Here is a 25,770-nt window from a genome sequence, read left to right as displayed (position 1 = left end):
TGCGCACGCGTTCGACGTCACACTCCGCAGACTACCGCTCACAGCCCGAAGCGACGCTGGAGGTCTCCCAGCTGTCCGGGAAGGCGCGGTACGCCCGACGATTGCGGACCGTGTCCGCCCGGTGCCGTTCCGCCACCTCCGGGGACCCCCGGTTCGGGCGGAACCGCCCCCGTCGCGGCCTCGGCCATGAGGGTCTCCGTCGACTGCAGCAGGACCGTCCCGGCGCCCGCGAACTCGAACTGGTGCTCCTCCCCGGAGACCCCGCCGAAGCCCGTCATCGCACGTAGACCGCCCAGTACACCCGTCAGGTACCCGTGGTCGTAGTGATGGAACGGGGACGGGCAGTCGGCCCACCCGACGAGCGCCTGGGGGTCGACCCGGATCGGAGGTTCCATGAACACCACCGGACCGTTAGATGCGGCCACAAACTTTCCGGTTCCGATAAGGGTCAGAAAACCCGGCACGATCGATTGCTTGAGCGCGAGACTTGGCTGAAAAGCGAGCAGATTGCCCGCGCGAATGGTCAAGTTCCCGTCGTCCAGGTCGTAGGAGTTGACGTCGAAGGCCCGGTCGGCCAGCAGCATCTTCCCGGAGCCCTCCGCCACCACCCAGTCGCTCGCGTGCAGTGGCGAATGAAAGGAACTACGGACAAGTCGGTCGAGGCGCCCGAGCCCGATGCCGTTGAACTCGATCGCCCCGTAGTAGGCGATCATCTTTCCCTTCTGCAGGAACCACTGCCCGCCCTTCAGCTCCACGCAGAAGGTGTAGGCGTTCACGTTGTCGTCGGCGGGCAGGGTCACCGGGTCGTACACGACCGGCCCGGCGCCCGGAGTTCCGTGGGTGCTCACAGCTTCTCCTCCGACGCCTGGACGTAGACCGTGCCGTTGCCGCTCAGCTCCAGCTGGAAGGCCTCGCCGGAGCCCCGGCCGACCATCTCGCGCCAGCCGAGCGCGGTGGACAGCCTGTTGCGGACCTCGCCGTGATGGGCGACGTAGGCCTGGGGGTCGACATGGACCGGGTGCTGCGGGGTGACCGGGATCTCGAAGACGCCGCCGTGCGCCATGACGGCCACCGAGCCGTGCCCCTGGAGGGTGGTGGTGAACAGGCCCTGCCCCGTCACCTGCCCCCGCACCATGCCCATGACCCCGCCCTGAGAGCCGAGGAACATCGTGCCCTGCCGCAGCGTGCCCTCGAAGGCGAGCAGCCGGTCCGCCTCGACGTAGAGGGTGTCGCCGGAGAGGGTGATCACATGGACGTGGTGGCCGCCGTGCCCGAAGAAGACCGTGCCGCTGCCCTCCACGGTCATCAGCGGGGCCGCCTCGCCGGCCACCCGGCGCCCGATCATGGACATCAGCCCGCCCTGGCCGCCCTGCACGTTGGGCGTGAAGGACACCTGGCCCCGGTAGGCGAGCATCGCCCCGCGCTGGCTGAACAGCCGCTGCCCCGGCACCACGGTCGCCTCGACCATCTTGGAGTTGATCTCTCGGAAGGTCATCTCACACGTCCCCCGCGATCGTGTTCCGCTCGCTCGGCTGCACGTACACCAGCCCGTCGCCCTCGAAGCGGATCTGGAACGCCTCGCCGCCGCCCTCCCCGAGGAGCGTGCGGAAGGTCACACCGGACTGGAAGGACTGCCGGACGTTCCCCTGGTGGGCCACATAGGCGCCCGGGTCCACGATCAGCGGGTACTGCGGGCTGACCCGGAGGACGACCGCCGGCCCGTCGGAGAGGATCGCCGCCTGGCCGTGGCCCTCCACGGTCGTCGTGAACAGGCCGTTGCCCTGCGAGGCCCCGCGCAGCCCCGTGAACGTCGTGCCCGTTCTCAGCCCCGCGTCCGTCGCCAGCAGGTTGCCCGCCTCGACGCAGAGCTTGTCGCCCCGGAGGCCGACCAGGTTGATCTCGGACGCCCGGTCCGCGAACCAGCAGGTCCCGTGCCCTTTCACCTCCATCACCGTCATCTGTTCGCCGGTGAGCCGCCGGGTCACCATCCCGCGCAGCCCCTCGCCGCCGCCGCTCAGCTTCTTGAAGGCCATCTGCCCGTCGTACGCGACCATCGAGCCGTTCTTCGCCTTGACGGCGTCCCCGGTCATGTCGACGGCGAGCACCTTGCTCCCTTGGAGTCGGAACATCGCCACGCTGCGAAAGTAGCCGCCGGGCAGGTGGACGGAACAGGGCCCGTGGGTGGATACCCACCCTGAGCGGACCCCCAGGGGCGCGGTTTGCCACAATGGGGGAACGCTTGTGCGTGCGTTCACAAACGACTCTCCCACCGAAGGTGACCCGTGGACCTGAAGACAGCCTCCGCCATCCGCCGCCTGCGCCTGGTCTCCGTGCCGGAGGGCATCTCCTGGATCGTGCTCGCGACCTGCACGGTCATCAAGTACACGGTGGCCTCCGGCTTCGACGCGGCCCCGGTGCTCGGCCCGATCCACGGCGTGCTGTTCATCCTCTACGTGCTCTTCTGGCTGGACGCCTGGAACCGCACCAAGTGGAACAAGGGCAAGGCCGCCCTCTACTTCGCGTACTCGTTCATCCCCGGCGGCGGCTTCGTCATCGAGCGCGCGCTGCGCCGTGAGGCCGAGGACGCCGTCATCGCGGCCCGCGCCCGCAAGGAAGGGGTCGTGAACGCATGATCGTCGCCTTCTCCGTGACACCCCTGGGCGTCGGCGAGGACGTGGGGGAGTACGTCGCCGACGCCGTGCGCGTGGTCCGCGAGTCGGGCCTGCCCCACCGCACCGACGCCATGTTCACCTCCGTCGAGGGCGAGTGGGACGAGGTCATGGACGTCGTCAGGCGCGCCGTCGCCGCCGTGGAGGCGCGTGCCCCGCGCGTGTCGCTCGTCCTCAAGGCCGACATCCGGCCCGGTGTGACGGACGGACTGACGTCGAAGGTGGAGACGGTCGAGCGGCACCTCGCCCAGTAGTCCGGCCACCCTGGCGAAACCCCGGTCCTGCGGGCCGGGGTTTTCCCGTCCCGCAGGATTGAGCGATCGCTCAAAGAGGTGTACGTTCGGCGCCAGATGATTTGAGCACTCGCTCAAACACCATGCTGACGTGGGGGAACACATGGGTCTCTACATAGAGACACACATCCGCGCCGACCTCGACGAGCTATGGGCCCGCACCCAGGACCCGGCCCGCCACCAGCGCTGGGACCTGCGCTTCACCGAGATCGCCTACCTCCCGCGCGCGGAGGACGAGCCCCAGCGCTTCCGGTACGCCACGCGCGTCCTGCCGTTCCTCACGGTCTCCGGGGCCGGAGTCGCCGCCGGGGAGAAGGAGCGCCCCGACGGCACCCGCACCTCCGCCCTGCGCTTCGCCTCCCCCGACCCCCTCTCCCTGATCGCCGAGGGCAGCGGCTACTGGCGCTACGTCCCCGACGCCCAGGGCGTCCGCTTCCTCACCGGCTACGACTACCGCCCCCGCTGGGGAGCCCTCGGCGCCCTCGCCGACCGCCTGCTGTTCCGCCCGCTCATGGGCTGGGCGACCGCCTGGTCCTTCGACCGGCTCCGGCTCTGGCTGGAGCGCGGCATCAGCCCCGAGCGGGCCCTGGCCAACTGGCTGGCCGAACTGGCGCTCCGCGCGCTCCTGCTCGCCGGATGCCTGGCCGGGCTGGTGCGCGGCTCCCTCCCCGGCCTGCTCGGCCCCCTCGCCGACGCCACGGCCTACCTCTGCCCGCTGCTGCTCGTGGTCGGCGTCTGGTTCGCCCTGTTCAAGGCGCCGCTCGCCGGCACCCCGGCCGCCCGCCGCTGCCTGCGCGCCCCCGCCGGCCGTGCCCGCACGCCCCGCCTCCTGAAGACACTCCGGCCCCTGCCCCCGCAGTCCCGGGGGATCGTGGAGGAGAACGCATGACCTCGATCTTCCAGACCGCGATGGGCCCCGACTTCCACCGCCTCCACCCGGCCCTGCGGCGCCGCTTCTCGGTGGGCCTGGACAGCGGCGAGGCCTGCACCGGCCGGGGCGTGATGGACCGGATCTGGCACGGACCGGCGTTCGTGAAGCCGTTCCTCGCCCTCGGCGCCACCCGGAACATCCTGGTCCCCCGGACCGGACGCGACATCCCCTTCGTGATCGAGAACGTGCCCTACGCCGACACCTTCGGCCGTGAGACGGTGAGCTTCGTGCGCACCTTCGACCTCCCCGGCCGCGCCCGCCGCTTCGACGCGCAGATGGTGCTCGGCCCCCGGGGCGACCGCATCCTCGACTACCTCGGCACCCACCAGCACCTCGCGAGCGACCTGCACTTGCGCGCCCAGCCCGACGGCTCCCTGCTCATCCGCTCCGGCACCCACCGGTTCCGGGAGGGTCCGGTGGACGTCCGCGTCCCCGAGCTGGTCGGCGCCACGGCCGAGGTGCGGGAGGCGTACGACGAGCGGACCGGGCGCTTCCGCGTCCGGGTCCGGGTGGTGAACCGGTACGTCGGGCCGCTCTTCGGCTACGAGGGCTCCTTCACCGTGTCGTACACCGACGCCCGCGCGCGCGGGGTGCGGCCCGGGCTGCGGCCGGTGCGCGAGGAGGCCCGCGCATGAGCCCGGAGACCGCGAAGGCGCAGGAGACCAAGACCAAGCTGCTGGAGGGGGCGCTGCGGACGCTCACCGAGCAGGGCATCGCCAAGACCTCGGCCCGTACGGTGGCGGCGGCGGCCGGTGTCAACCAGGCGCTCGTCTTCTACCACTTCGGATCGGTGGACGAACTGCTGGCGGCGGCCTGCCGGTACGGCGCGGAGAAGGCCGTGGGCCGGTACCGGGAGCGGCTCGCCGCCGTCGGCTCGCTCACCGAGCTCCTCGCGGTCGGGCGCGAGATCCACGAGCGGGAGCGGGCCGGGGGGCAGGTGGCACTGCTCGGACAGCTGCTCGCCGGCGCGCCGACCCATCCGGCGCTGGGGCCGGCCACGGCGGCCGGGCTCGACCTGTGGATCACCGAGATCGAGCAGGTGCTCCGGCGGGTGCTCGCGCCGACGCCGTTCGGGGAGTTCGCCGATCCGGCGGGGCTGGCGCGGGCCGTGGCGGCGTCCTTCGTGGGGATCGAGCTGTACGAGGGGGTGGACGAGGCGGGGGCGCACGCGGCGCTGGACGCGCTGGAACAGCTGGGGGCGCTGGTGGCCGCGGTGGAGTCGCTCGGGCCGGTCGCCCAGCGGGCGGTCCGCCACCACCTGCGGCGCCGCGGACGCCCCTGACGGCCCGGGCGGGGCCCTCGGCGCACCGCCGTGAGCGCCCGGGGACCGAAAGGCGAGACGGAGCTGACCGGCATATGACCGACGGGTAGGGTCTGATGACGTGCCGAAGCCTCTCAGCCTTCCGTTCGACCCCATCGCCCGTGCCGACGAGCTCTGGAAGCAGCGCTGGGGAAACGTGCCGCCCATGGCCGCGATCACCTCGATCATGCGGGCCCAGCAGATCCTGCTCGCCGAGGTGGACGCGGTGGTCAAGCCGTACGGGCTGACGTTCGCCCGCTACGAGGCGCTGGTGCTGCTCACCTTCTCCAAGGCCGGTGAGCTGCCGATGTCTAAGATCGGTGAGCGGCTGATGGTGCATCCCACGTCCGTGACGAACACCGTGGACCGGCTGGTGAAGTCGGGTCTGGTCGCCAAGCGGCCCAATCCCAACGACGGGCGCGGCACGCTCGCCGTCATCACCGACAAGGGCCGCGAGGTGGTCGACGCGGCCACCCGGGACCTGATGGCCATGGACTTCGGGCTCGGGGTGTACGACGCGGAGGAGTGCCGGGAGATCTTCGCGATGCTCCGGCCGCTGCGGATCGCGGCACACGACTTCGAGGAGCAGTGACCCGGGGCAAGATCTCCCGGAACGGGTGGTTACGCTCATCTCCATGAAAAAAAGCGTGCTGACCCGCTACCGCGTCATGGCCTACACCACCGGCGTGCTGCTGGTGCTGCTCTGCCTGAGCATGATCGCGAAGTACGGGCTGGACGTCGACGGTGCCGCCGACTTCACCCGGGTCGTCGCCATCGCCCACGGCTGGCTGTACGTCGTCTACCTGATCTTCGCCTTCGACCTGGGTTCCAAGGCCAGGATGCCGGTCGGCCGCCAGCTCTGGGTGCTGCTCGCGGGGACGATCCCCACCGCCGCCTTCTTCGTGGAGCGGAAGATCAGCCGCGAGCTGGAGGCCCGGGTCGCCGACGAGGGCCCGGCCGTCGCCAAGGTGTAGCGGATACCGCCGTACGGATGCCGTGCGGCGGTCTGCCATCGACATTTACTAGGACGTCCAAGTAAATTCGAGGGTATGGACGCTCACGCCATCGAGGAGGGCCGCCGACGCTGGCAGGCCCGCTACGACGCCGCGCGCAAGCGCGACGCGGACTTCACCACGCTCTCCGGCGACCCCGTGGAGCCGGTGTACGGGCCCCGACCGGGCGACACGTACGAGGGATTCGAGCGGATCGGCTGGCCCGGGGAGTACCCCTTCACGCGCGGGCTCCATCCGACCGGCTACCGCGGCCGCACCTGGACGATCCGGCAGTTCGCCGGGTTCGGCAACGCCGAGCAGACCAACGAGCGGTACAAGATGATCCTCGCCGCCGGCGGCGGGGGCCTGTCCGTCGCCTTCGACATGCCGACGCTCATGGGGCGGGACTCCGACGATCCCCGGTCGCTCGGCGAGGTCGGGCACTGCGGGGTCGCCATCGACTCGGCCGCCGACATGGAGGTGCTGTTCAAGGACATCCCGCTGGGGGACGTCACCACCTCCATGACCATCAGCGGGCCGGCCGTGCCCGTCTTCTGCATGTACCTGGTGGCCGCCGAGCGGCAGGGGGTCGACCCGGGGGTGCTCAACGGCACCCTCCAGACGGACATCTTCAAGGAGTACATCGCGCAGAAGGAGTGGCTCTTCCAGCCCGAGCCCCATCTGCGGCTGATCGGCGACCTGATGGAGTACTGCGCGGCGGGCATCCCCGCGTACAAGCCGCTGTCCGTCTCCGGCTACCACATCCGCGAGGCCGGGGCCACGGCCGCGCAGGAGCTGGCGTACACGCTGGCGGACGGGTTCGGGTACGTCGAGCTGGGCCTCAGCCGCGGCCTCGACGTCGACGTCTTCGCGCCGGGTCTGTCCTTCTTCTTCGACGCGCACGTCGATTTCTTCGAGGAGATCGCCAAGTTCCGGGCGGCCCGGCGCATCTGGGCGCGGTGGATGCGGGACGTGTACGGGGCGAAGAGCGACAAGGCGCAGTGGCTGCGGTTCCACACGCAGACCGCGGGGGTCTCGCTGACCGCGCAGCAGCCGTACAACAACGTGGTGCGTACGGCGGTGGAGGCGCTGGCCGCCGTGCTCGGCGGGACCAACTCGCTGCACACCAACGCGCTGGACGAGACCCTGGCGCTGCCGAGCGAGCAGGCCGCGGAGATCGCGCTGCGCACGCAGCAGGTGCTGATGGAGGAGACCGGGGTCGCCAACGTGGCCGATCCGCTGGGCGGGGCCTGGTACGTCGAGCAGCTGACGGACCGGATCGAGGCCGACGCGGAGAAGATCTTCGAGCAGATCAAGGAGCGGGGCCTGAGGGCTCACCCGGACGGGCGACACCCGATCGGGCCGATCACGTCCGGGATCCTGCGCGGGATCGAGGACGGCTGGTTCACCGGGGAGATCGCGGAGTCCGCGTTCCGGTACCAGCAGGCGCTGGAGAAGGGTGAGAAGCGGGTCGTCGGCGTCAACGTCCACACCGGGTCCGTCACCGGTGACCTGGAGATCCTGCGGGTCAGCCACGAGGTGGAGCGGGAGCAGGTGCGGGTGCTCGCCGAGCGGAAGGCGGCGCGGGACGAGGCGGCGGTGCGGACGGCGCTGGACGGGATGCTCGCCGCCGCGCGGTCCGGGGCCAACATGATCGAGCCGATGCTGGACGCCGTGCGGGCCGAGGCGACGCTGGGCGAGATCTGCGGCGTGCTGCGCGACGAGTGGGGGGTGTACACGGAGCCCGCCGGTTTCTAGGCGGTTCCGCGGGTCCCAGGCGGTCCCGCGGCTTCCTGGGCGGTTCCGGCGGACGAGGTCAGGCCCAGCAGCAGCACCCGGGTGAAGCTGCGCACCCACTCCTCGTCCGCCGGCTGGCCGCTGACCAGGGTGCGGTGGACCACCGCGCCCGCCACCACGTCGAAGATGAGGTCGCCCGTGCGGGCGGCCTCGGCCGGGTCCGGTTCCGGGGGCAGTTCGCCGCGCCGCTGGGCCCGGGCACGGCCCGCCAGCACCAGGCGCATCTGGCGGTCCACGATGGAGGCGCGGATGCGTTCGCGCAGCGCGTCGTCGCGGGTGGCCTCGGCGACCACCGCCATCAGGCCGCTCTTGGCCTCCGGGCGGGCCAGGATGGCCGCGAACTGCAGGACGACACCCTCGATGTCGGCGGCGAGGCTGCCGCGGTCGGGCAGTTCCAGCTCGTCGAAGAGTTCCGCGACGGCGTCCACGACCAGTTCGTTCTTGCCGGCCCAGCGCCGGTACAGCGTCGTTTTCGCAACCCCGGCCCGGGTGGCGACGTCTCCCAGGGTGAGTTTCGACCAGCCGAGTTCGACGAGAGCCTCGCGGGTCGCGGCCAGGATCGCGGTGTCGGCCGCGGCGCTGCGCGGGCGTCCGGTACGGCTGGCGGGGGTGCGGCTCTGCATTCCACGACCATAACCGGCGGGATCTGCGCGGTCGTGAGGGAGATCACCGGGGTGTGGTGTCGCGCGGTGCCCCCCGGGTATTACGCTACGAGTCGTAGCGAAAGCCCGTGAGGACGTACACGGGTGACGACGCACGGCGCGGGTGGGGACCCGGCGCCGCACACCGCTTTTTCACTCAGGCGCGAGATCGGGGGAGGATAGACGCATGCAGCCACGGAACATGTCCATGAGCGGTGTCGTCGACCTCGCCGCGGTCAAGGCGGCCCAGGAGGCCAAGACCAAGGCCGAGCAGGCACGCGCCGAAGCCGCCCGCCAGGGCGGGACGGGGGCCGTCTCCCCGGCCGATCTCGTCATCGACGTCGATGAGGCGGGGTTCGAGCGGGAGATCCTGCAGCGCTCCGCCGAAGTCCCCGTCGTCATCGACTTCTGGGCCGAGTGGTGTGAGCCCTGCAAGCAGCTGAGCCCGGTCCTGGAGCGGCTGGCCGTCGAGTACAACGGGCGCTTCCTCCTCGCCAAGATCGATGTCGACGCCAACCCGATGCTGATGCAGCAGTTCGGGATCCAGGGTGTCCCGGCCGTGTTCGCCGTCGTGGCCGGACAGGCCCTGCCGCTGTTCCAGGGGGCGGCCCCCGAGCAGCAGATCCGGCAGACCCTGGACCAGCTGGTGCAGGTCGCCGAGCAGCGCTTCGGGCTCACCGGCCTGACCGTCGACCCGGACGCCGAGCCGGGCGGAGCCGCGCCGGCCGCGGCGACCGAGGGGCCGTACGACGCGTTGCTGAACGCCGCCGCGCAGGCGCTGGACGCCGGCGACCTCGCCGGGGCCGTCCAGGCGTACAAGAACGTGCTGGCCGACGACCCGGCCCACCCGGAGGCCAAGCTGGGCCTGGCGCAGGCCGAGCTGCTGCAGCGGGTGCAGGGCATGGACCCGCAGAAGGTGCGCCAGGAGGCCGCCGAGAAGCCGAAGGACATCGCGGCGCAGATCGCCGCCGCCGACCTGGACCTGGTGGGCGGGCACGTCGAGGACGCCTTCGGGCGGCTGATCGAGACCGTGCAGCGCACGGCGGGCGACGACCGGGACGCCGTACGGCTCCGGCTGCTGGAGCTGTTCGAGGTCGTGGGCCAGGAGGATCCGCGGGTCGTGGGCGCGCGCAGGGCGCTCGCCCGGGCCCTGTTCTGACCAGTCGTTAAACGCCACGGCATGTGATGCCGGGGTGAAAGGTTCGCCGACGAGGCGTCACGGCAACCGCGCTTTACCAAATCTTGGTAATCGCGGTTGCTGTTACTCGGAGTAAATCAATGCCGTTGGTCTGTCTGGATTCGTCCAGGGATCAACGGCTTTGCTCTGCCCGTCGATGCCACCGAGCGTGGCACTCCGAGACCGGTCGGTCGTCCTCCGGTTATCCGGCCGTTACTAGCCAGTAACGAACCCCCTTGTGTCCGGGCCGAGAATGCACCACGATCGGCGACGCTCGGTCCATTCCCGTACCCCCGGCAGCCGGTCGGGTCACCGGGAGACTCTGGGTCCCCACCGAGCAGAGCCGGCGGCAGTGGCGCCGGGTCTAGGGCAGGGGGGTCTTCGCCGGCCGGTGAAGCCTGTCCAGCAAGGTTGTGCGTGATGCGTGTCAGGCGCGACCAGTGGTTGTCGCTCGGGGGTGATCGCCGGTGATTCGGGCGCGGTTCGCGCCGCCGAGCGCGGGCGCTCTCCTTTCCGAGGACGTAGCACTTCTCCCATCCCTGCCCGGTTGAGCCGCCGCCTCGGGGCGAGTCCGGGCCAGGAGATGTACGTCCGAGAAGGAGGAAATATGGAGTCCCAGGTGCGTGGCGGGACCAGATGGAAGCGGTTCGCTGTGGTCATGGTGCCCAGCGTCGCCGCTACGGCCGCGATAGGTGTCGCCCTCGCTCAGGGTGCTCTCGCCGCCTCGTTCAGCGTTTCGGGTCAGTCGTTCAAGGTGTCGGCGGACCAGCTGGTCGGTACCGGCTTCGCCCAGTACGGCGCGATCGACAGCGGCTACACGATGGACGGCAAGAAGACGGCGCACCCGGTGGCCGTCTCGGCGTTCAAGCACGCGGAGATCACCAACCTGTGTCAGTCCGTGGTCACGCCCGACGTGCCGATCTTCGGCAACGTCAGCCTGATCCTGCGGGCCGGCGGCGACGGTGCCGAGAAGGTCCAGGCCGACAACATCTACATCGACGTCGCCGACCTCAGCGCCGACGCGACGTTCGACAACATCGACATCGGCGTGGCCGCCAAGGACGCCTCCAAGGGTCCGGGCATGAAGGGGGGCGGCGAGCAGTCCAACCCCTTCGGCTTCGCGCAGCAGGCCGACAAGGCCACGCTGAAGAACGTGAAGCAGACGGCGTGGGCGACCACCGCCGGCACCTTCAAGCTCAGCGGCCTGAAGATGTCGCTGTCGACGGGTGTCAAGGAGTGCTACTAAGCACTCGCTGACGGGCGGGGGAGCCGATGGCGCCCCCGCCCGTCCACACTCCGGCCGCGTCCTCACACGCGGCACACATCACCACCACAGCAACGCCGCACCAGGGAGCTGTTTTCCATGAGCGCCGAGACCCCTGCCGCCGAGCCCGGCCAGTTCACCCGCCGGAGGCTGCAGTTCCGCGCCTGGCGGGGCACACGTCCGTTCTGGGCCGGTCTGTTCGTCATGGTCGGCGGCTTTCTCATCCTGTACTTCCCGTACGCCCACGTGCAGCTGGGCCACATCTCGATGACGATGGGGACGCCCGGCGGCTCCAGTTCCCTGATCATCGGCGGACTGCTCTTCGTCCTCGGGATCATCCTCTGGTTCCAGCAGCACATCCGGGTGTTCGGGGGCGTCGCGGCGATCCTGCTGGCGCTGGTGTCCCTCCCGCTGTCCAACATCGGCGGCTTCATCGTCGGCTTCCTGTGCGCGCTGACCGGCGGGGCGATGGCCATCGCCTGGGCACCGGGCGCGCCCGCGCAGCCGCAGCCGCCGGCCGGAGCGGCACCGGCCCAGGGCGGTTCGCCCGCCGCCGCGCCCCTGCCGGAGCAGCGCGTGTACGGACTGGACGAGCCGAACGACCTGTCAGGAACGAACCCGGCCAACGGGGCGAACGGGAGGCACAGTGCCGGCTGACGAGGTGACCCGCGGGACCGATGTGGACGGGTCCCGCGCGAGAACCGGGCCCCGCCACGCGGCCCCCAGAAAGCCGCTGTTCACCAGGTTCCACATGCCGGCCGGCAAGGCCATAGCCTCCGTGGCGATGCCCACGGCGGTGCTCATGGGCATGGGCTTCACGTCCACGTTCGCCCTCGCCGACAACAACGGCAGCCCGTCCCCGTCGACGTCGGCGAAGAGCCTGACGGCCGACGAGTACAAGGACTGCGTCAAGGCGCTGGACGAGGACAAGGACGCCTCGGCCTCGCCGTCGCCGTCCGCGTCGCCGAGCACGTCGGCCTCGCCGTCGCAGACCGCCGGGAGCGGCAAGACGGAGGAGCCGGGCGGTACCTCTTCGTCGGGTTCAGGTTCCGACGACAAGGCCACCCCCGACCCGACGGCCACCTCGGACTCCGGCTCCTCCGGGTCCGACTCGGGCTCCTCCGGCTCCGGTTCGGGTTCCGCCGGCTCCGACTCGGGGTCGACCGGCTCCGACTCCGGTTCGGCCGGCTCGGGTTCGGGCTCGGGCGGTGACACGGACACGCCGTCGACGTCGCAGACCCAGAGCGGCGGCGGTGGCGTCCTGGACACCATCGGCGACACCCTCGGTGACCTCCTCACCGGCGGCGGTGGCACGGACACGGGCTCCGGCGCGTCGACGCAGACCGCGACGCCGGCACCGACCGCGTCCCCCTCGTCCTCGTCCTCCTCCGCCACGGACACCTCGTCCGGCGGCGGCAAGGACGCGGCCGGCAAGGACACGGGCGGCAGCGCCTCCGACACCGTGAAGGACACGGCGAAGAAGGCCACGGACACCGTCAAGGACACGGCCGGGGACACCACGGGCACCGTCTCCAAGACCGCCGACGACACCACCCGGGCGGCCGGGGACGCGACCGCGACGGCCACGCCGAGCCCGTCCGCGAGCGAGTCCGCCTCCGCCGAGGACTGTCCGGTGGCCACGGACGACGAGGGCGGCGTCGACAACAAGGTGCCGGTGGCCGACGACCCCTGGTACCTGAACGCCAGCTCCCTGCTCCTCAAGGGCGCCGACTACCAGGGCATCGTCCAGGTGAAGACGGCCAACGGCACCACGAAGAAGGTGCTGAAGTACGTCATCTCCGGCGGCACCGACATCGGCGACCTGCACCAGACGGTGAACGACAAGCAGGCGAACAAGACCTACCACGTCCAGGCGGCCAAGGGCTCGACGTCCACCATCACCGGCGGCGACACGGTGATGTACACCGAGAGCATCTCGGGCAACCTGTTCGGGCTGATCCCGGTGACGTTCAGCCCGGACAGCCCGCCCCCGCTGAACATCCCGCTGATCTACTTCACCAACGTCAAGGTGGTCCAGGCGGCCCAGTTCGGCGGCAACCTGCACGTGCCCGGCATGCACGTGTACACGACCGACTGAGCGGTCGTACAAGCCCGGTTCGGGAGCCGCACAACACCGAGGGCGCCCCCTGTCGAAGGGGGCGCCCTCGGTGCCGTACAGGGCCCGTGCCGGACGGGTCAGCCGTTCTGGCCGCCCAGGTGGTGGACACGGAGCATGTTGGTGGTGCCGGGGACCCCGGGGGGCGAGCCGGCGGTGATGATGACGGTGTCGCCCGGGCTGAAGCGGCCGAGCCGGTCGATCTCCTGGTCCACCAGCTCGACCATCTCGTCCGTGGTGTTCACGAACGGCACGACGTGCGACTCCACGCCCCAGCTGAGGGTGAGCTGGTTGCGGGTGCCCTCGTCCGTGGTGAAGGCGATGATCGGCTGGATCGCGCGGTAGCGGGACAGCCGGCGCGCCGTGTCACCGGACTGCGTGAAGGCGATCAGGCCCTTGCCGCCGAGGAAGTCGGCGATCTCGGCGGCCGCGCGGGCCACCGAACCGCCCTGCGTGCGCGGCTTCTTGCCCGGCACGAGCGGCTGGAGGCCCTTGGCGAGCAGCTCCTGCTCGGCCGCGGTGACGATCTTCGACATGGTCTTGACCGTCTCGACCGGGTAGGCGCCCACGCTGGACTCGGCCGACAGCATGACCGCGTCGGCGCCGTCCAGGATCGCGTTGGCGACGTCGGAGGCCTCGGCGCGGGTCGGGCGGGAGTTGGTGATCATCGACTCCATCATCTGGGTCGCGACGATCACCGGCTTGGCGTTGCGCCGGCACATCTCCACCAGGCGCTTCTGCACCATGGGGACCTTCTCCAGCGGGTACTCGACGGCGAGGTCACCACGGGCGACCATCACGCCGTCGAACGCCAGCACGACGGCTTCCATGTTGTCGACCGCCTGCGGCTTCTCCACCTTGGCGATCACCGGGACCCGGCGGCCCTCCTCGTCCATCACGCGGTGGACGTCGTGCACGTCCTTGGCGTCCCGGACGAAGGACAGCGCGACCATGTCGCAGCCCATGCGGAGGGCGAAGCGCAGGTCCTCGACGTCCTTCTCGCTCAGCGCGGGCACGTTGACGGCCGCGCCGGGCAGGTTGATGCCCTTGTGGTCGGAGACGACGCCGCCCTCGATGACGATCGTCCTCACCCGCGGGCCCTCGACGTCCAGGACCTTCAGCTCGACGTTGCCGTCGTTGATCAGGACCTGGTCGCCGCGCGAGACGTCACCCGGCAGCCCCTTGTACGTCGTGCCGCAGATGTGCTTGTCGCCCGGTACGTCCTCGGTCGTGATGACGAACTCGTCACCGCGCTCCAGCTCGACCGGACCCTCGGCGAAGGTCTCCAGGCGGATCTTCGGGCCCTGCAGGTCGGCGAGGACGCCGATGGGACGGCCGGTCTCCTTGGAGGCGGCCCGGACGCGGTCGTACCGCGCCTGGTGCTCGGCGTGGGTGCCGTGGCTGAAGTTGAACCGGGCCACGTTCATGCCCGCCTCGATCATGGCGACGAGCATCTCGTGGGAGTCGACCGCGGGGCCGAGAGTACAGACGATTTTCGAACGGCGCATGGGGCGATCCTATCGGTTTGTTTCGCTACGGAATATTCCGTCTGGCGGAAGATACAAATGAGTGCCACACCGCTCAGGTGGTATTCAGTTGTTCTTTCCGACCAGTGCGTAGGTCTGCGTCGCGATCTCCAGTTCTTCATCCGTCGGCACCACGGCGACCGCCACGCGGGCGGACTCCGGCGAAATGAGCCGCGGCTCGCCGCCGCGCACGGCGTTGCGCTCCGCGTCGACCGCCAGGCCCAGCCCCTCCAGGCCCGCGATCGCCGCCTCGCGCACCTCGGCGGCGTTCTCGCCGACCCCGGCGGTGAAGGCCACCGCGTCCACGGTGCCGAGCACCGCGTAATAGGCGCCGATGTACTTCCTGAGCCGGTGAATGTAAATGTCGAAGGCGAGTGCGGCCTCTTCGTCACCCTCGTCGATCCGGCGGCGGATCTCCCGCATGTCGTTGTCCCCGCACAGACCGAACAGGCCGCTCCTCTTGTTGAGAAGAGTGTCGATCTCGTCCATGGACATATCCCCAACCCGGGCCAAATGGAAGATGACGGCGGGGTCCACATCACCGGAGCGCGTACCCATCACGAGCCCCTCCAAAGGCGTCAGCCCCATGGAGGTGTCCACGCACCGGCCCCTCTCGACCGCGGACGCCGAGGCGCCGTTGCCCAGGTGCAGCACGATCACGTTGACCTCGGACGGGTCCTTGCCCAGCAGCCGCGCGGTCTCCCGCGAGACGTAGGCGTGCGAGGTGCCGTGGAAGCCGTAGCGGCGGATGCGGTGCCGGTCGGCGATCTTCGGGTCGATCGCGTAGCGCGCCGCGGACTCCGGCATCGTCGTGTGGAACGCGGTGTCGAAGACGGCGACCTGGGGCAGGTCGGGGCGCAGCCCCTGCGCGGTGCGGATGCCGGTCAGGTTGGCCGGGTTGTGCAGCGGGGCGACCGGGATCAGCCGCTCGATCTCGGTGAGCACCGCGTCGTCGATGACGGTGGGCTCGGTGAAGAACATCCCGCCGTGCACCACGCGGTGGCCGATCGCGGCCAGCTCCGGGGAGTCCAGGCCCAGTCCGTCGCGGCCCAGCTCCTCGGCGACCGCCTTCAGGGCGGCGTCGTGGTCGGCGATCGGACCGGTGTGCTCACGGGTGTCGCCGCTGGTGAGGCAGGTGTGCTTCAGCCGGGAGGTCTGCTCGCCGATGCGCTCGACCAGGCCCACCGCGAGCCGGCTGCTGTCCCGCATGTCCAGCAGCTGGTACTTCACCGACGAGGAACCGGAGTTGAGGACGAGGACACGGGTGGGGGAGGTCACTGCTGGGACGCCTTCTCGCTGGGGGACGGGGTGCCGCCGGGGGACGGGGCGGGATTCTGGGCCTGGATCGCCGTGATGGCGACGGTGGAGACGATGTCCTGGACGAGGGCGCCCCGGGACAGGTCGTTGACCGGCTTGCGCAGACCCTGCAGGACCGGGCCGACGGCGATCGCGCCGGCCGAACGCTGCACGGCCTTGTAGGTGTTGTTGCCGGTGTTGAGGTCGGGGAAGATCAGCACGCTGGCCTGACCGGCGACGTCCGAGTCGGGCAGCTTGGTCGCGGCGATGGACGGCTCCACCGCCGCGTCGTACTGGATCGGGCCCTCGATCTTCAGGTCCGGCCGGCGCGAGCGGACCAGCTCGGTGGCCTGGCGCACCTTGTCCACGTCGGCGCCCGAACCGGACGTCCCCGTGGAGTACGACAGCATCGCGATCCGCGGCTCCACACCGAACTGCGCGGCCGTGCCCGCCGACTGGATGGCGATGTCCGCGAGCTGCTCGGCGTTCGGGTCCGGGTTGACCGCGCAGTCGCCGTAGACCAGCACCTTGTCGGCCAGGCACATGAAGAACACCGACGAGACGATGGACGCCTCGGGCTTCGTCTTGATGATCTCGAAGGCGGGCCGGATGGTGGCCGCCGTCGAGTGCACCGAGCCGGACACCATGCCGTCGGCCAGGCCCTCCTGGACCATCAGGGTGCCGAAGTAGTTCACGTCGGAGACGACGTCGTAGGCCAGCTCGACGGTGACGCCCTTGTGGGCGCGCAGTGCCGCGTACTTCTCCGCGAAGCTGTCGCGCAGCTCGGAGGTGGCCGGGTCGATCAGCTGGCTGTCGCCGAGGTCGATGCCGAGGTCGGCGGCCTTCTTGCGGATCCGGTCGGCCGGGCCGAGCAGGGTCAGGTCGCACACGCCCCGGCGCAGCAGCACCTCGGCCGCGTGCAGCACCCGCTCCTCGGTGCCCTCGGGGAGGACGACCCGGCGCTTGTCGGCGCGGGCCTGCTCCAGCAGCTTGTGCTCGAACATCATCGGGGTGACCCGGTCGCTGCTCGGCGCGGAGACCCGGCGGGCCAGGCCGGCGGTGTCGGTGTACCGCTCGAACAGGCCGAGCGCGGTCTCCGCCTTGCGCGGGGTGGCCGCGGTCATCTTCCCCTCCATGGAGAAGAGCTGCTCGGCGGTGGGGAAGCTGTTGCCGGACACGGAGAGCACCGGGGTGCCCGGGGCGAGGCGGGCGGCGAGGGTGAGGACCTCCTCGCTCGGCACCTCGTTCAGGGTGAGCAGCACGCCGGCGATCGGCGGGGTGCCGGCGCTGTGCGCGGCGAGCGAGCCCACCACCAGGTCGGCGCGGTCGCCGGGGGTGACGACCAGGCAGCCCGGGGTGAGGGCGCCCAGGAAGTTCGGCAACATGGCGCCGCCGAAGACGAAGCCGAGGGCGTCCCGGGCGAGCCCGGAGTCGTCGCCGAGCAGCACCTTGGCGCCGAGGGTCTGGGCGATCTGGGCGACCGTCGGCGCGGACAGGGCCGGCTCGTCGGGCAGGACGTACGTCGGCACCGGCAGCCGGCCGGCGAGCCGCTCGGCGATCTCGTCGCGGTCCTCGCGGGCCACCCGGTTGGCGACCATGGCGAGCACGTCGCAGCCGAGGCCGTCGTAGGCGCGGTAGGCGTTGCGGGTCTCGGCCAGCACGGACTCGGCGGACTGCCTGCGGCCCCCGACCACCGGGATCACGGAGGCGCCGAACTCGTTGGCGAGGCGGGCGTTGAGGGACAGCTCGTCCGGCAGCTGGGTGCCGGCGTAGTCGGTGCCGAGGACCAGGACGACGTCGTAGTCCCGGGCCACCAGGTGGAAGCGGTCGACCAGGGCGGAGACCAGCTCGTCGGTGCCCTGCTCGGCCTGGAGCGCGGAGGCCTGGTGGTAGTCCATGCCGTAGACGGTCGCCGGGTCCTGCGAGAGGCGGTAGCGCGACCGCAGCAGCTCGAACAGTCGATCGGGGCCGTCGTGGACGAGGGGACGGAACACACCCACCCGGTCGACCTGCCGTGTCAGGAGCTCCATGACCCCCAGCTCCACGACCTGGCGGCCGTCACCGCGGTCGATCCCGGTGACGTACACGCTGCGCGTCACGTGTCCACTCCGTTCCTCATATCGCTCTGTCGCTTCTGTCGCGTCTTCGGCATAAAAATCACTCACCGAGGTGAGTGGAACCCTCTTGACAATACCCCCGCCGACGGATAAGGCGCCCGTCAAGGCTTCACCGGTCCGGCGGACGTGAAACAATCGACACCGGCTCACCGGTACACGACAGCGAGCAGGAGACACAGCACGATGCGCATCGGAGTTCTCACCGCAGGCGGCGACTGCCCCGGCCTGAACGCCGTGATCCGGTCGGTCGTGCACCGGGCGGTGGCGCAGTACGGCGACGAGGTCATCGGCTTCGAGGACGGCTACCGCGGCCTGCTGGACCGCCACTACCGCACCCTCGACCTGGACGCGGTCAGCGGCATCCTGGCCCGCGGCGGCACCATCCTCGGCTCCTCCCGGCTGGAGCGGGACCGGCTGCGCGAGGCCTGCGAGGGCGCGGCCGACATGGTCGAGGAGTTCGGTATCGACGCGCTGATCCCGATCGGCGGCGAGGGCACCCTGACGGCGGCCCGCATGCTGTCCGACGCGGGCCTGCCGGTCGTCGGTGTCCCCAAGACCATCGACAACGACATCTCCTCCACCGACCGCACCTTCGGCTTCGACACCGCCGTCGGCGTGGCGACGGAGGCCATGGACCGCCTGAAGACCACCGCCGAGTCCCACCAGCGCGTGATGGTCGTGGAGGTCATGGGCCGGCACGCCGGCTGGATCGCCCTGGAGTCCGGCATGGCCGCCGGCGCCCACGGCATCTGCCTGCCCGAGCGCCCCTTCGACCCCGCCGACCTGGTCAAGATGGTCGAGGAGCGCTTCGCCCGCGGCAAGAAGTTCGCCGTCATCTGCGTCGCCGAGGGCGCCCACCCCGCCGAGGGCACCATGGACTACGGCAAGGGCGAGATCGACCAGTACGGCCACGAGCGCTTCCAGGGCATCGGCACCGCCCTCGCCTACGAGCTGGAGCGGCGCCTCGGCAAGGAGGCCAAGCCGGTCATCCTCGGACACGTCCAGCGCGGCGGCGTCCCCACCGCCTACGACCGCGTCCTCGCCACCCGCTTCGGCTGGCACGCCGTCGAGGCCGCGCACCGCGGCGAGTTCGGCAGGATGACCGCGCTGCGCGGCACCGACATCGTGATGGTGCCGCTCGCCGAGGCCGTCACCGAGCTGAAGACGGTCCCGAAGGACCGGATGGACGAGGCCGAGTCGGTCTTCTAGGGCCTCTCTTTCGGATCGGGCCGGCTGCGGGGGACGGTGCCTGTCGGCTGACCCGAGCGGGGTCCGGTGCGTGCAGCCGCAAGGCGGAGGAGGGCGTCGACGCGGAGCGTCGACAACCGACGACAACGCCGCGGATGTGCGTGCCGGACCCCGCGACCCCGGCATGATCCGGAAGAGAGGTCCTAGACCGCACCGGCGGCCGGCCCCGCCTCAGGTCCGCTGCTCCACCGCCGTCCAGAAGTTCTCCACGATCCGGTCGAGGAACTCCTGGCCGGACCGGCTGGCACTCCTGCTGCCGCCGCCCCAGCTGAGGGTGGCGGCCATGTGCCCCTGGTAGTCCTGGTGGAGTTCCTGGAGCACTCCTTCGAGGACCTCGGCGTCCACCGGGGCCAGTTTCCGCACCGGCCGCACATAGGCCTGCCAGCGGGTGGTCACCGCGCTGTGCAGCAGCTCGGCCAGCCTCGCCTCGCGGCCGGTGACGGCGACGAAGTCGGGCAGGGCGAGGTCCAGGACCCGCGCGAGCGCGGCCGACTGGCGTTCGTTGCCCTTCCACTGCCTGCTCTCCTCCGCCCGCAGGTACGCGCGCAGGTCCATGCCGACGGCGTGGGCGACGTCCTCGGGCGCGACGGCACGGGCGATGCGGTGCTCGCGCAGGGTCTGCGGGCGGCCGAGGAGTTCGCCCGGGGAACACCACAGCACGCCCGCGAGGGCGGTCAGTTCGGGACTGCTCGGGGCGGCGACACCGCGTTCCCAGGCGATCACCAGATCGGGTGTGACGTACGGCAGCCCGTACGAGGCCCGCAGGCCGTAGGCGACGTGCTCGGGGCCCATGCCGAGCGCGGCGCGCAGCCGGCGGGCCGCCGGGGCGTTGAACGGAGGAGCTGAGGGTTGGCGCACCCGGCACAAGCTAGGGGTGCCGTGACGGGATGGCTACGGTCGGTTCGGACAGGATCACGGATCGTAGGAACGTACGGGGCGATCGCACGACATGACCTGACACTCAGTGTCACCCGCCGTGACCTGGCATTACTCCCGGTCACCCCTTCACCGCGCCGCCCAGCGCGAATCCGCCGCCCAGCCGCCGTGCCACCAGAACGTACAGAAGGACCACCGGCGTCGAGTAGATCACCGAGAACGCGGCGAGCTGGCCGTACGCCACCATGCCCCGGTTGCCGAAGAAGTCGTTGATGCTCACCGAGGCCGGCATCCGGTCCGGGGTGAGCAGCAGCATGAACGGGACGAAGAAGTTCCCCCACATCATCACGAACGAGAACACGGTCACCACGGCGAGCCCCGGCCCCATCAGTGGCAGCACGATCCGCACCAGGGACTGCAGGGCCGAGGCCCCGTCCGTCCAGGCCGCCTCCTCCAGCTCCCTCGGTACTCCGTCCATGAAGTTCTTCGTCAGCCAGATCGCGAACGGCAGCTGCGAGGCGGCGAAGAAGAGGATCGTGCCCTGGAGGGTGTCGATCAGGTTCACCCGGACGAACAGGGCGTACACCGGCACCATGACCGCCGTGATCGGCAGGCTCGTCGCGAACAGGATGGTCAGCAGGAACGGCCGGTTCAGCCGGGACCGGAACCGGGACAGCGGATAGGCGGCGAGCGCGGCGCAGCCGACGGTCAGCGCCGTGGCGCCCCCGCACAGCACCAGGCTGTTCAGCAGCGGGGTGTAGGTGATGTCCGGGGTCAGGATCGCCCGGAAGTTGTCCAGGGTCGGGCTGTCCGGGACCCTGACCCTCAGCCCGGCGTGCGGGTCCACGGCCGACAGCAGCACCCAGGCGAGGGGCAGCGCGAAGGCGGCGGCCACGGCCAGCAGCGACAGGTCGGCGGCGAGCCGCCGGGAGGAGCGCATCCTGGCCATCAGACCTCCGTCCGCAGCAGCCGCAGATAGACGACGGAGAACAGCGAGCCGACGACCAGCAGGAGCAGGGCGACCGCGGTGGCGTACCCGATCATGCTGTTCTGGAAGGCCGTCTCGTACATGAACAGCGGCAGCGTCTGGCTCCGGTCCCCGGGCCCGCCCCGGGTCATCACCCAGATCAGACCGAAGACGGAGAGCGTCTGGAGGGTGTTGAGCATGAGGTTGGTGCCGATGGAGCGCCGGATCATCGGCAGCGTGATGTGCCACAGCCGCCGCCACCCGCCGGCCCCGTCCACCTCGGCGGCCTCCGTGATCTCGGCGGGGATCTCGTCCAGCGCGGCGGAGTACACGAGCATCGAGAACGCCGTCCCGCGCCAGACGTTGGCGAAGGACACGGCGAGGATCGGCAGCGTGAACAGCCAGTTCTGCCGGGGGAGGTGCAGCAGGTCCAGGACCGCGTTCAGGGTGCCCTCGCGCCGGAAGAACGCGTACAGCAGGAACCCGGCGACGACCTCCGGCAGCACCCACGCGGTGACGACGACGGCGCCGGTCACGGTCCGGACGGGCTTCGAGGCCCGCTTCATCAACGCGGCCAGGGCCAGCCCCAGCGTGTTCTGCCCGACCAGCGAGGACACCACCGTGAACACGAGCGTCAGCCAGACGGCGTTCAGGAACGCGTCGTCCCGGAAGGCCCGGCGGAAGTTGGCGAGGCCGACGAAGGAGGAGTGGGCCTGCCCGGTCAGCTGGAGGTCGGTGAAGGCGATCCAGACGCAGTAGGCGATCGGCCCGGCGAGGAAGAGGAGCAGCAGGACCACGGCGGGGGCGAGGGGGAGCGCCCTGACGGCCTGGGCGCCCCGGTGTCCGCGCCTCACTTCTCGACCACTTGGCCGCCGGTGACGTCCTTGACCGTGGCGTCGTAGCCGCTCGCCGCCTCCGCGACCGACAGATCACCGGTCGTGACCCCCTCCATGGCCTCCTGCACGGCGGTCGACACCTTCGGGTACGCCGGGAACGCGGGCCGGTAGTGCGTGCTCGCGACGAGATCGGTGAAGAACCTGATGCCGGGCTGGGCGCGGGCGTAGGCCGGATCGGCGGCGACGTCCTTCCGTACGGCGATCCCGGAGTTGGCGATGTACCACTTCCGCGCGTTGTCCTTCGTCTGCATGGTCCGGACGAAGTCGAAGGCGAGGCCGGGATTGCCCGCCTTGGCAGGGATGGACCAGGTCCAGCCGCCGGACATGCTCACCTTGCCGGGCGACTGCCCGTGCTGGGTGGGCATGGCGGCGAGCCCCAACCGCTTCGACCACTCCGGCCACTCGTGCCCGCTGCCCGGCAGCCAGGCCTGCGGCAGCCAGGACCCGTCGAGGGCGATGCCGAGCTTGCCCTGGGGGAGCAGCTCGCCGTTGACGGTGGTGTTGAAGTTCGGGTCGAGGGCGTCGGAGACGTCGGGGCCGAGTCCGTCCTGGTAGACGGTCTCGACGAAGCGGAGGGAGTCCTTGAAGGCCTGCGACCCCGTGATCCACTTCTTGCTGCCGCTGTCGTACAGCGGATCGTGGGTGCCGTCGCCCGTGCCGTACAGGAGCATCTCGAAGCCCTGCATGGTGGCCCGTTCACCGGCGGGCTTGCCGGTGTAGACGTTGAGCGGGACGACACCGGGGACCTTCCGCTTGATGGTCCGGGCGGCGGCGAGCACGTCGTCCCAGGTCCTCGGCTGCCAGTCGGCGGGCAGCCCCGCCTTGGCGAACACCCGCTTGTCGAACCAGAGCCCGCGGGTGTCGGTCCCGTCCGGAACGCCGTACGTCTTCCCGTCCTCACCCTTCGCCGCCGCCTTCGCGGTGCCGACGAACTGCTTCCAGTCGGGCCACTTGGCGAGGTACGGGTCGAGCGGCTTCAGGTACCCGCTGGTGATGTCGGAGTTGATGAGGAACGTGTCCTCGTAGACCAGGTCCGGGGCGGTCCGCGGCGAGCGCAGCATCTGCTGGAGCTTGGTGTAGTACTCGGCGTCCGGAGCCTTGATCGGCACGAACTGTACTTTCTTGCCGGGGTGGTCGTGCTCGAACTGCTTCTTGATCCCGGCGAGGTAGGTGTCCATCACCTTGACGGAGTTGTCGGTGGACTGCTTGTACGACACCTTGATCGTGTCCGGGCTGCTGCCGGATCCGCCGCCGCAGGCGGTGAGGGCGGTGGCGGCGAGCGCGAGGGCGGTGAGGGGGGCGGCGGTGGGGTGCACGGGCATGACCTCCTGAGCACACGTGAGGGTGGCGCGGAGATTGCTGCCGTGAAGGTAAGAGGAGTGGTCTAGTCAGGTCAATGCGCGTGCGCGGGATTGGACACCGGTGGGGTACAGGAGACCGGCCGACTGCAGGAGACGCGTGGACTACGGGAGGCCGTGGCCTAGCGAAGGCCCGTGGACTACAGGAGGTGGTCCGCCTTGCCGGCCTTGATGTCGCGGATGAGGGCGCGGAGGGCCTCGCGGGTGTCGGTGAGGGGGTGGTCCTCCTGGCCGGCTACGGCGATGTAGGCGTTGCCTTGGGGTCGTGCGTGCCCGGCGTGGGTGCGGGCTTGCGAGGGGGAGTGGAGGAGCGGTGTCAGTCGGGTAGTTCGGTGGCGCGGGCGCGGGCTTGGGCGGCTTCGGTGGGGGCGTTGGCTCGGGTGAAGGCGTCGGCGGCCTTGAGGTAGGTGGTGCGGGCCTCGGCGGGGCGGTGGGCGGCCTGCTGGGCGAGGGCCAGCCCGTGGAGGGTTTGCCCCTCGCCGTACCAGTCCTCGAACTCGTGGCGAAGCCCCAGGGACTTGCCGTACGCCTCGATTGCCTCTTCCACCCGGCCTGCCTCCCGCAGGGCGATGCCGAGGTTGTTCCACGCACTGGCCTCGCGGTGGCGGTCCTCGGCGGTCTGGCAGAGGTCGCGGGCCCGAGTGTGGGCGTGGATCGCCTCTTCCACCCGGCCCGCCTCCCGCAGCGCGAGACCAAGGCCGTCCCACGCACTGGCCTCGCTGTGGCGGTCCCCGACGGCCTGGAGCAGGTCGCGGGCCCGGGCGTAGGCGCCGATTGCCTCTTCCGCCCGGCCGGCATTCCACAGGGAGGTGCCCAGGTTGCTCCATGCCGTGGCCTCGCTGTGGCGGTTCTCGGCGGTCTGGTAGAGGTCGCGGGCCCGGGTGTGGGCGTCGATCGCCTCTTCCGCCCGGCCCGCCGACGTCAGGGCGAGGCCGAGGTGGTCCCACGCGATGGCCTCGCCCAGCCGGTCCCCGGCAAGGCGGGCGGCCTCCCGCGCCGCCTCCGCAACAGTGATCCAGTCGTCGAAATACCGCCGCCAGAGCAGGTACTCCCCCAGACACTGGGCCAGCCTCACCGCCGCGTCCGCGTACCGCTCCTCCCGTCCCCACTCCACCGCAGCGACCAGACCCGCCCGCTCCCCGTCCAGCCACGCCAACGCCTGGCCCCGCTCCGCGAACCGTTCCGGCTCCTCCATCCCGGGCAGCCACCGCAACCGGTTGTCAGCGGCATCCGCCCACCGCCAGTAGAAGTCCAGCACCCGTGCCCGCGCCGCCTCCCCCTCCTTCCGCAGCCCCGCGTCCCCCGCCACCACGCTGGCCCCGAACCCCCGCACCAAGTCGTGTAACCGCCACCGCACCCCGGGAGCCGCCCCGCTGCCGCCCCGCACTGACGCGACGAGATGGGTGGCGGCCAGGTCCTCCAGCAGCGGCAGCACGGATTCCGTTGCGAGGTCCGCGAGGGCCGCGATCGCGTCTGTCCCGGTCTCCGCGCCCGGGGCCAGACAGAGCAGGCGCAGCAGCCGGGCCTGGTCGTGCGGCAGTCGGCGGTAGGAGGTCTCCAGTACAGGGCGCAGGACGAGTGAGCGCCCGTACAGGTCTGTTCCAGGACTGCCGTGGTCGAGGACCGCGGTCGTATCTCCGGCGTCCCGGATCTCGGTCACCACGGACGAGATGTCCCGATGGCGGCGCCGGCGCAGCATGCCCGCCGCGATCTGCAGGGCCAGGGGCAAGTGGCCGCAGAGGTCAGCGAGTTCATGTAGTGCGGCGTATTCGCGTGCCGGGCGGTCGTCACGTTCGTCGGTGCCGTGCAGGGCGCGGGTCACCAGGGCGACCGAGTCTTCGGGCTCGAGCGTCTCAAGGTCGATCAGGCGTACGGGAAGAGCGTCGGGACGGTCCCGGGAGGTGATGAGGACCCGGTGCCGGTCCGTACCGGGCAGCAGAGGTACGTACTGGGACGGGTCAGACGCGTTGTCCAGGACCAGCAGCAGGCGGTCCCGTTCGGCGAGGAGTGCACGGTACGCGTCGTACTGGCGCTCGGTCGTCGGAGGTAGATCCTGCTCCCGTACGCCGAGCGCGTCGAGCAGCGCCAGGACCGCCTGATCCGCCGTAGCCGGATCGTCGTCGTAGCCGCGCAAGTCCACGAAGAGCGTCCCGCCCGGGAACCAGCCCTGCGCGCAGGCCCGGTGTGCCGCCTCCACCGCCAGTGCCGTCTTGCCGATGCCACCCATGCCGGTGACGGCGAAGATGAGCAGCGGAAGCGCGGTCGGGTCGTCCCCGCCGGGTGCGAGGTGGGGGAGCAGGCGGTCC

At 70.7% G+C, this 25,770-nt stretch carries 25 protein-coding genes; 13 read left to right on the top strand and 12 right to left on the bottom strand.

What is annotated here, in order from left to right; translation table 11 throughout:
• Positions 1 to 38 precede the first annotated feature (38 nt).
• The 3 genes from IEZ20_RS34590 to IEZ20_RS34580 are packed head-to-tail and all read right to left on the bottom strand — an operon-like array spanning position 39 to position 2,129.
• Positions 39 to 848: an AIM24 family protein gene (locus IEZ20_RS34590; protein WP_189306121.1), complete on the bottom strand. Its 810-nt coding sequence runs from the start codon at positions 846 to 848 to the stop codon at positions 39 to 41.
• A complete protein-coding gene (locus IEZ20_RS34585; RefSeq protein ID WP_189306119.1) occupies positions 845 to 1,495 on the bottom strand; it encodes an AIM24 family protein in 651 nt (216 codons plus the stop codon). Before IEZ20_RS34585 ends, IEZ20_RS34590 begins: the two co-directional genes overlap by 4 nt.
• A 1-nt stretch (position 1,496) precedes the next feature.
• Complete coding sequence (locus tag IEZ20_RS34580) at positions 1,497 to 2,129, bottom strand: AIM24 family protein (RefSeq protein ID WP_189306257.1); 633 nt, start codon at positions 2,127 to 2,129, stop codon at positions 1,497 to 1,499.
• A gap of 153 nt (positions 2,130 to 2,282) precedes the next feature.
• Between IEZ20_RS34580 and IEZ20_RS34575 the strand changes: the two genes are divergently transcribed.
• From IEZ20_RS34575 to icmA, 8 genes are all read left to right on the top strand, one after another.
• Positions 2,283 to 2,633, top strand: coding sequence for a DUF3817 domain-containing protein (locus tag IEZ20_RS34575; RefSeq protein WP_189306116.1), 351 nt, complete (start codon positions 2,283 to 2,285; stop codon positions 2,631 to 2,633).
• Positions 2,630 to 2,923, top strand: coding sequence for an MTH1187 family thiamine-binding protein (locus tag IEZ20_RS34570; protein ID WP_189306114.1), 294 nt, complete (start codon positions 2,630 to 2,632; stop codon positions 2,921 to 2,923). Before IEZ20_RS34575 ends, IEZ20_RS34570 begins: the two co-directional genes overlap by 4 nt.
• 142 nt (positions 2,924 to 3,065) lie before the next feature.
• Entirely contained in the window at positions 3,066 to 3,851 is a 786-nt protein-coding gene (locus IEZ20_RS34565) for a hypothetical protein (RefSeq protein ID WP_189306255.1), read from the top strand.
• Positions 3,848 to 4,528, top strand: coding sequence for a DUF4166 domain-containing protein (locus IEZ20_RS34560; protein ID WP_189306111.1), 681 nt, complete (start codon positions 3,848 to 3,850; stop codon positions 4,526 to 4,528). Before IEZ20_RS34565 ends, IEZ20_RS34560 begins: the two co-directional genes overlap by 4 nt.
• Positions 4,525 to 5,175, top strand: a complete 651-nt coding sequence (locus tag IEZ20_RS34555) for a TetR/AcrR family transcriptional regulator (protein WP_189306109.1) — start codon at positions 4,525 to 4,527, stop codon at positions 5,173 to 5,175. The genes IEZ20_RS34560 and IEZ20_RS34555 overlap by 4 nt, the downstream gene beginning before the upstream one ends.
• Positions 5,176 to 5,275: 100 nt before the next feature.
• The gene (locus IEZ20_RS34550; protein ID WP_189306107.1) at positions 5,276 to 5,785 is read left to right on the top strand and encodes a MarR family winged helix-turn-helix transcriptional regulator; all 510 of its coding nucleotides are present in this window, start codon (positions 5,276 to 5,278) and stop codon (positions 5,783 to 5,785) included.
• Between the two features lie 43 nt (positions 5,786 to 5,828).
• Complete coding sequence (locus IEZ20_RS34545) at positions 5,829 to 6,167, top strand: DUF3817 domain-containing protein (protein ID WP_189306105.1); 339 nt, start codon at positions 5,829 to 5,831, stop codon at positions 6,165 to 6,167.
• Between the two features lie 75 nt (positions 6,168 to 6,242).
• Positions 6,243 to 7,943 carry a coenzyme B12-dependent isobutyryl-CoA mutase large subunit gene (icmA, locus tag IEZ20_RS34540; protein WP_189306103.1) on the top strand — a complete coding sequence of 567 codons (1,701 nt, stop codon included), beginning with the start codon at positions 6,243 to 6,245 and terminating at the stop codon, positions 7,941 to 7,943.
• Here icmA and IEZ20_RS34535 read toward each other — a convergent pair.
• A complete protein-coding gene (locus IEZ20_RS34535) occupies positions 7,940 to 8,605 on the bottom strand; it encodes a TetR/AcrR family transcriptional regulator (RefSeq protein WP_189306101.1) in 666 nt (221 codons plus the stop codon). The two genes, icmA and IEZ20_RS34535, sit on opposite strands and share 4 nt — an antisense overlap.
• Positions 8,606 to 8,810: 205 nt before the next feature.
• Here IEZ20_RS34535 and IEZ20_RS34530 point away from each other — a divergent pair, with 205 nt between their 5' ends.
• From IEZ20_RS34530 to IEZ20_RS34515, 4 genes are all read left to right on the top strand, one after another.
• Complete coding sequence (locus IEZ20_RS34530; protein ID WP_189306099.1) at positions 8,811 to 9,782, top strand: tetratricopeptide repeat protein; 972 nt, start codon at positions 8,811 to 8,813, stop codon at positions 9,780 to 9,782.
• Positions 9,783 to 10,407: 625 nt separating this feature from the next.
• Positions 10,408 to 11,046 carry a DUF6230 family protein gene (locus IEZ20_RS34525; RefSeq protein ID WP_189306097.1) on the top strand — a complete coding sequence of 213 codons (639 nt, stop codon included), beginning with the start codon at positions 10,408 to 10,410 and terminating at the stop codon, positions 11,044 to 11,046.
• Positions 11,047 to 11,163: 117 nt separating this feature from the next.
• Positions 11,164 to 11,721, top strand: a complete 558-nt coding sequence (locus tag IEZ20_RS34520) for a DUF6114 domain-containing protein (RefSeq protein ID WP_189306095.1) — start codon at positions 11,164 to 11,166, stop codon at positions 11,719 to 11,721.
• Positions 11,711 to 13,162, top strand: a complete 1,452-nt coding sequence (locus IEZ20_RS34515; RefSeq protein ID WP_189306092.1) for a hypothetical protein — start codon at positions 11,711 to 11,713, stop codon at positions 13,160 to 13,162. Before IEZ20_RS34520 ends, IEZ20_RS34515 begins: the two co-directional genes overlap by 11 nt.
• A 98-nt stretch (positions 13,163 to 13,260) precedes the next feature.
• Here IEZ20_RS34515 and pyk read toward each other — a convergent pair whose 3' ends face one another.
• The 3 genes from pyk to pta all read right to left on the bottom strand — a co-directional run bounded on the left by pyk (position 13,261) and on the right by pta (position 18,101).
• Positions 13,261 to 14,688 (bottom strand): pyruvate kinase, encoded by a 1,428-nt coding sequence (pyk, locus tag IEZ20_RS34510; protein WP_189306090.1) that lies wholly within the window; start codon positions 14,686 to 14,688, stop codon positions 13,261 to 13,263.
• Positions 14,689 to 14,772: 84 nt separating this feature from the next.
• On the bottom strand, positions 14,773 to 15,984 hold the full coding sequence (locus IEZ20_RS34505) for an acetate kinase (RefSeq protein ID WP_189306088.1): 1,212 nt from the start codon (positions 15,982 to 15,984) through the stop codon (positions 14,773 to 14,775).
• Positions 15,981 to 18,101, bottom strand: coding sequence for a phosphate acetyltransferase (pta, locus tag IEZ20_RS34500; RefSeq protein ID WP_189306086.1), 2,121 nt, complete (start codon positions 18,099 to 18,101; stop codon positions 15,981 to 15,983). Before pta ends, IEZ20_RS34505 begins: the two co-directional genes overlap by 4 nt.
• Before the next feature lie 201 nt (positions 18,102 to 18,302).
• Here pta and IEZ20_RS34495 point away from each other — a divergent pair, with 201 nt between their 5' ends.
• Positions 18,303 to 19,328, top strand: a complete 1,026-nt coding sequence (locus tag IEZ20_RS34495) for an ATP-dependent 6-phosphofructokinase (protein ID WP_103812642.1) — start codon at positions 18,303 to 18,305, stop codon at positions 19,326 to 19,328.
• Positions 19,329 to 19,538: 210 nt separating this feature from the next.
• Here IEZ20_RS34495 and IEZ20_RS34490 read toward each other — a convergent pair whose 3' ends face one another.
• The 5 genes from IEZ20_RS34490 to IEZ20_RS34470 form a co-directional block, all read right to left on the bottom strand.
• Entirely contained in the window at positions 19,539 to 20,225 is a 687-nt protein-coding gene (locus IEZ20_RS34490) for an XRE family transcriptional regulator (protein WP_229896417.1), read from the bottom strand.
• A gap of 139 nt (positions 20,226 to 20,364) precedes the next feature.
• Complete coding sequence (locus IEZ20_RS34485; protein WP_189306082.1) at positions 20,365 to 21,192, bottom strand: carbohydrate ABC transporter permease; 828 nt, start codon at positions 21,190 to 21,192, stop codon at positions 20,365 to 20,367.
• Positions 21,192 to 22,064, bottom strand: a complete 873-nt coding sequence (locus IEZ20_RS34480) for a carbohydrate ABC transporter permease (RefSeq protein ID WP_189306081.1) — start codon at positions 22,062 to 22,064, stop codon at positions 21,192 to 21,194. The genes IEZ20_RS34485 and IEZ20_RS34480 overlap by 1 nt, the downstream gene beginning before the upstream one ends.
• Positions 22,061 to 23,428 carry an extracellular solute-binding protein gene (locus IEZ20_RS34475; RefSeq protein WP_189306079.1) on the bottom strand — a complete coding sequence of 456 codons (1,368 nt, stop codon included), beginning with the start codon at positions 23,426 to 23,428 and terminating at the stop codon, positions 22,061 to 22,063. Before IEZ20_RS34475 ends, IEZ20_RS34480 begins: the two co-directional genes overlap by 4 nt.
• A gap of 352 nt (positions 23,429 to 23,780) precedes the next feature.
• Positions 23,781 to 25,691: a tetratricopeptide repeat protein gene (locus tag IEZ20_RS34470; RefSeq protein ID WP_189306077.1), complete on the bottom strand. Its 1,911-nt coding sequence runs from the start codon at positions 25,689 to 25,691 to the stop codon at positions 23,781 to 23,783.
• Positions 25,692 to 25,770: the final 79 nt, after the last annotated feature.

It is taken from the genome of Streptomyces cinerochromogenes (genome assembly GCF_014648635.1).
Classification (GTDB): domain Bacteria; phylum Actinomycetota; class Actinomycetes; order Streptomycetales; family Streptomycetaceae; genus Streptomyces; species Streptomyces cinerochromogenes.
The sequence above is the reverse complement of the archived record's forward strand: the minus strand, read 5'-3'. Positions and strand labels throughout refer to the sequence as shown.

Bases quoted from the DNA above. Each gene is read 5' to 3' on its own strand.
- IEZ20_RS34565 (WP_189306255.1), top strand. From the start codon at position 3,066: ATGGGTCTCTACATAGAGACACACATCCGCGCCGACCTCGACGAGCTA.
- IEZ20_RS34585 (WP_189306119.1), bottom strand. From the start codon at position 1,495: ATGACCTTCCGAGAGATCAACTCCAAGATGGTCGAGGCGACCGTGGTG.
- IEZ20_RS34535 (WP_189306101.1), bottom strand. From the start codon at position 8,605: ATGCAGAGCCGCACCCCCGCCAGCCGTACCGGACGCCCGCGCAGCGCC.
- IEZ20_RS34470 (WP_189306077.1), bottom strand. From the start codon at position 25,691: ATGGGTGGCATCGGCAAGACGGCACTGGCGGTGGAGGCGGCACACCGG.
- IEZ20_RS34555 (WP_189306109.1), top strand. From the start codon at position 4,525: ATGAGCCCGGAGACCGCGAAGGCGCAGGAGACCAAGACCAAGCTGCTG.
- IEZ20_RS34560 (WP_189306111.1), top strand. From the start codon at position 3,848: ATGACCTCGATCTTCCAGACCGCGATGGGCCCCGACTTCCACCGCCTC.
- IEZ20_RS34525 (WP_189306097.1), top strand. From the start codon at position 10,408: ATGGAGTCCCAGGTGCGTGGCGGGACCAGATGGAAGCGGTTCGCTGTG.
- icmA (WP_189306103.1), top strand. From the start codon at position 6,243: ATGGACGCTCACGCCATCGAGGAGGGCCGCCGACGCTGGCAGGCCCGC.
- IEZ20_RS34570 (WP_189306114.1), top strand. From the start codon at position 2,630: ATGATCGTCGCCTTCTCCGTGACACCCCTGGGCGTCGGCGAGGACGTG.
- IEZ20_RS34485 (WP_189306082.1), bottom strand. From the start codon at position 21,192: ATGGCCAGGATGCGCTCCTCCCGGCGGCTCGCCGCCGACCTGTCGCTG.
- IEZ20_RS34495 (WP_103812642.1), top strand. From the start codon at position 18,303: ATGCGCATCGGAGTTCTCACCGCAGGCGGCGACTGCCCCGGCCTGAAC.
- IEZ20_RS34580 (WP_189306257.1), bottom strand. From the start codon at position 2,129: ATGTTCCGACTCCAAGGGAGCAAGGTGCTCGCCGTCGACATGACCGGG.
- IEZ20_RS34520 (WP_189306095.1), top strand. From the start codon at position 11,164: ATGAGCGCCGAGACCCCTGCCGCCGAGCCCGGCCAGTTCACCCGCCGG.
- pyk (WP_189306090.1), bottom strand. From the start codon at position 14,688: ATGCGCCGTTCGAAAATCGTCTGTACTCTCGGCCCCGCGGTCGACTCC.
- IEZ20_RS34530 (WP_189306099.1), top strand. From the start codon at position 8,811: ATGCAGCCACGGAACATGTCCATGAGCGGTGTCGTCGACCTCGCCGCG.
- IEZ20_RS34545 (WP_189306105.1), top strand. From the start codon at position 5,829: ATGAAAAAAAGCGTGCTGACCCGCTACCGCGTCATGGCCTACACCACC.
- IEZ20_RS34475 (WP_189306079.1), bottom strand. From the start codon at position 23,428: ATGCCCGTGCACCCCACCGCCGCCCCCCTCACCGCCCTCGCGCTCGCC.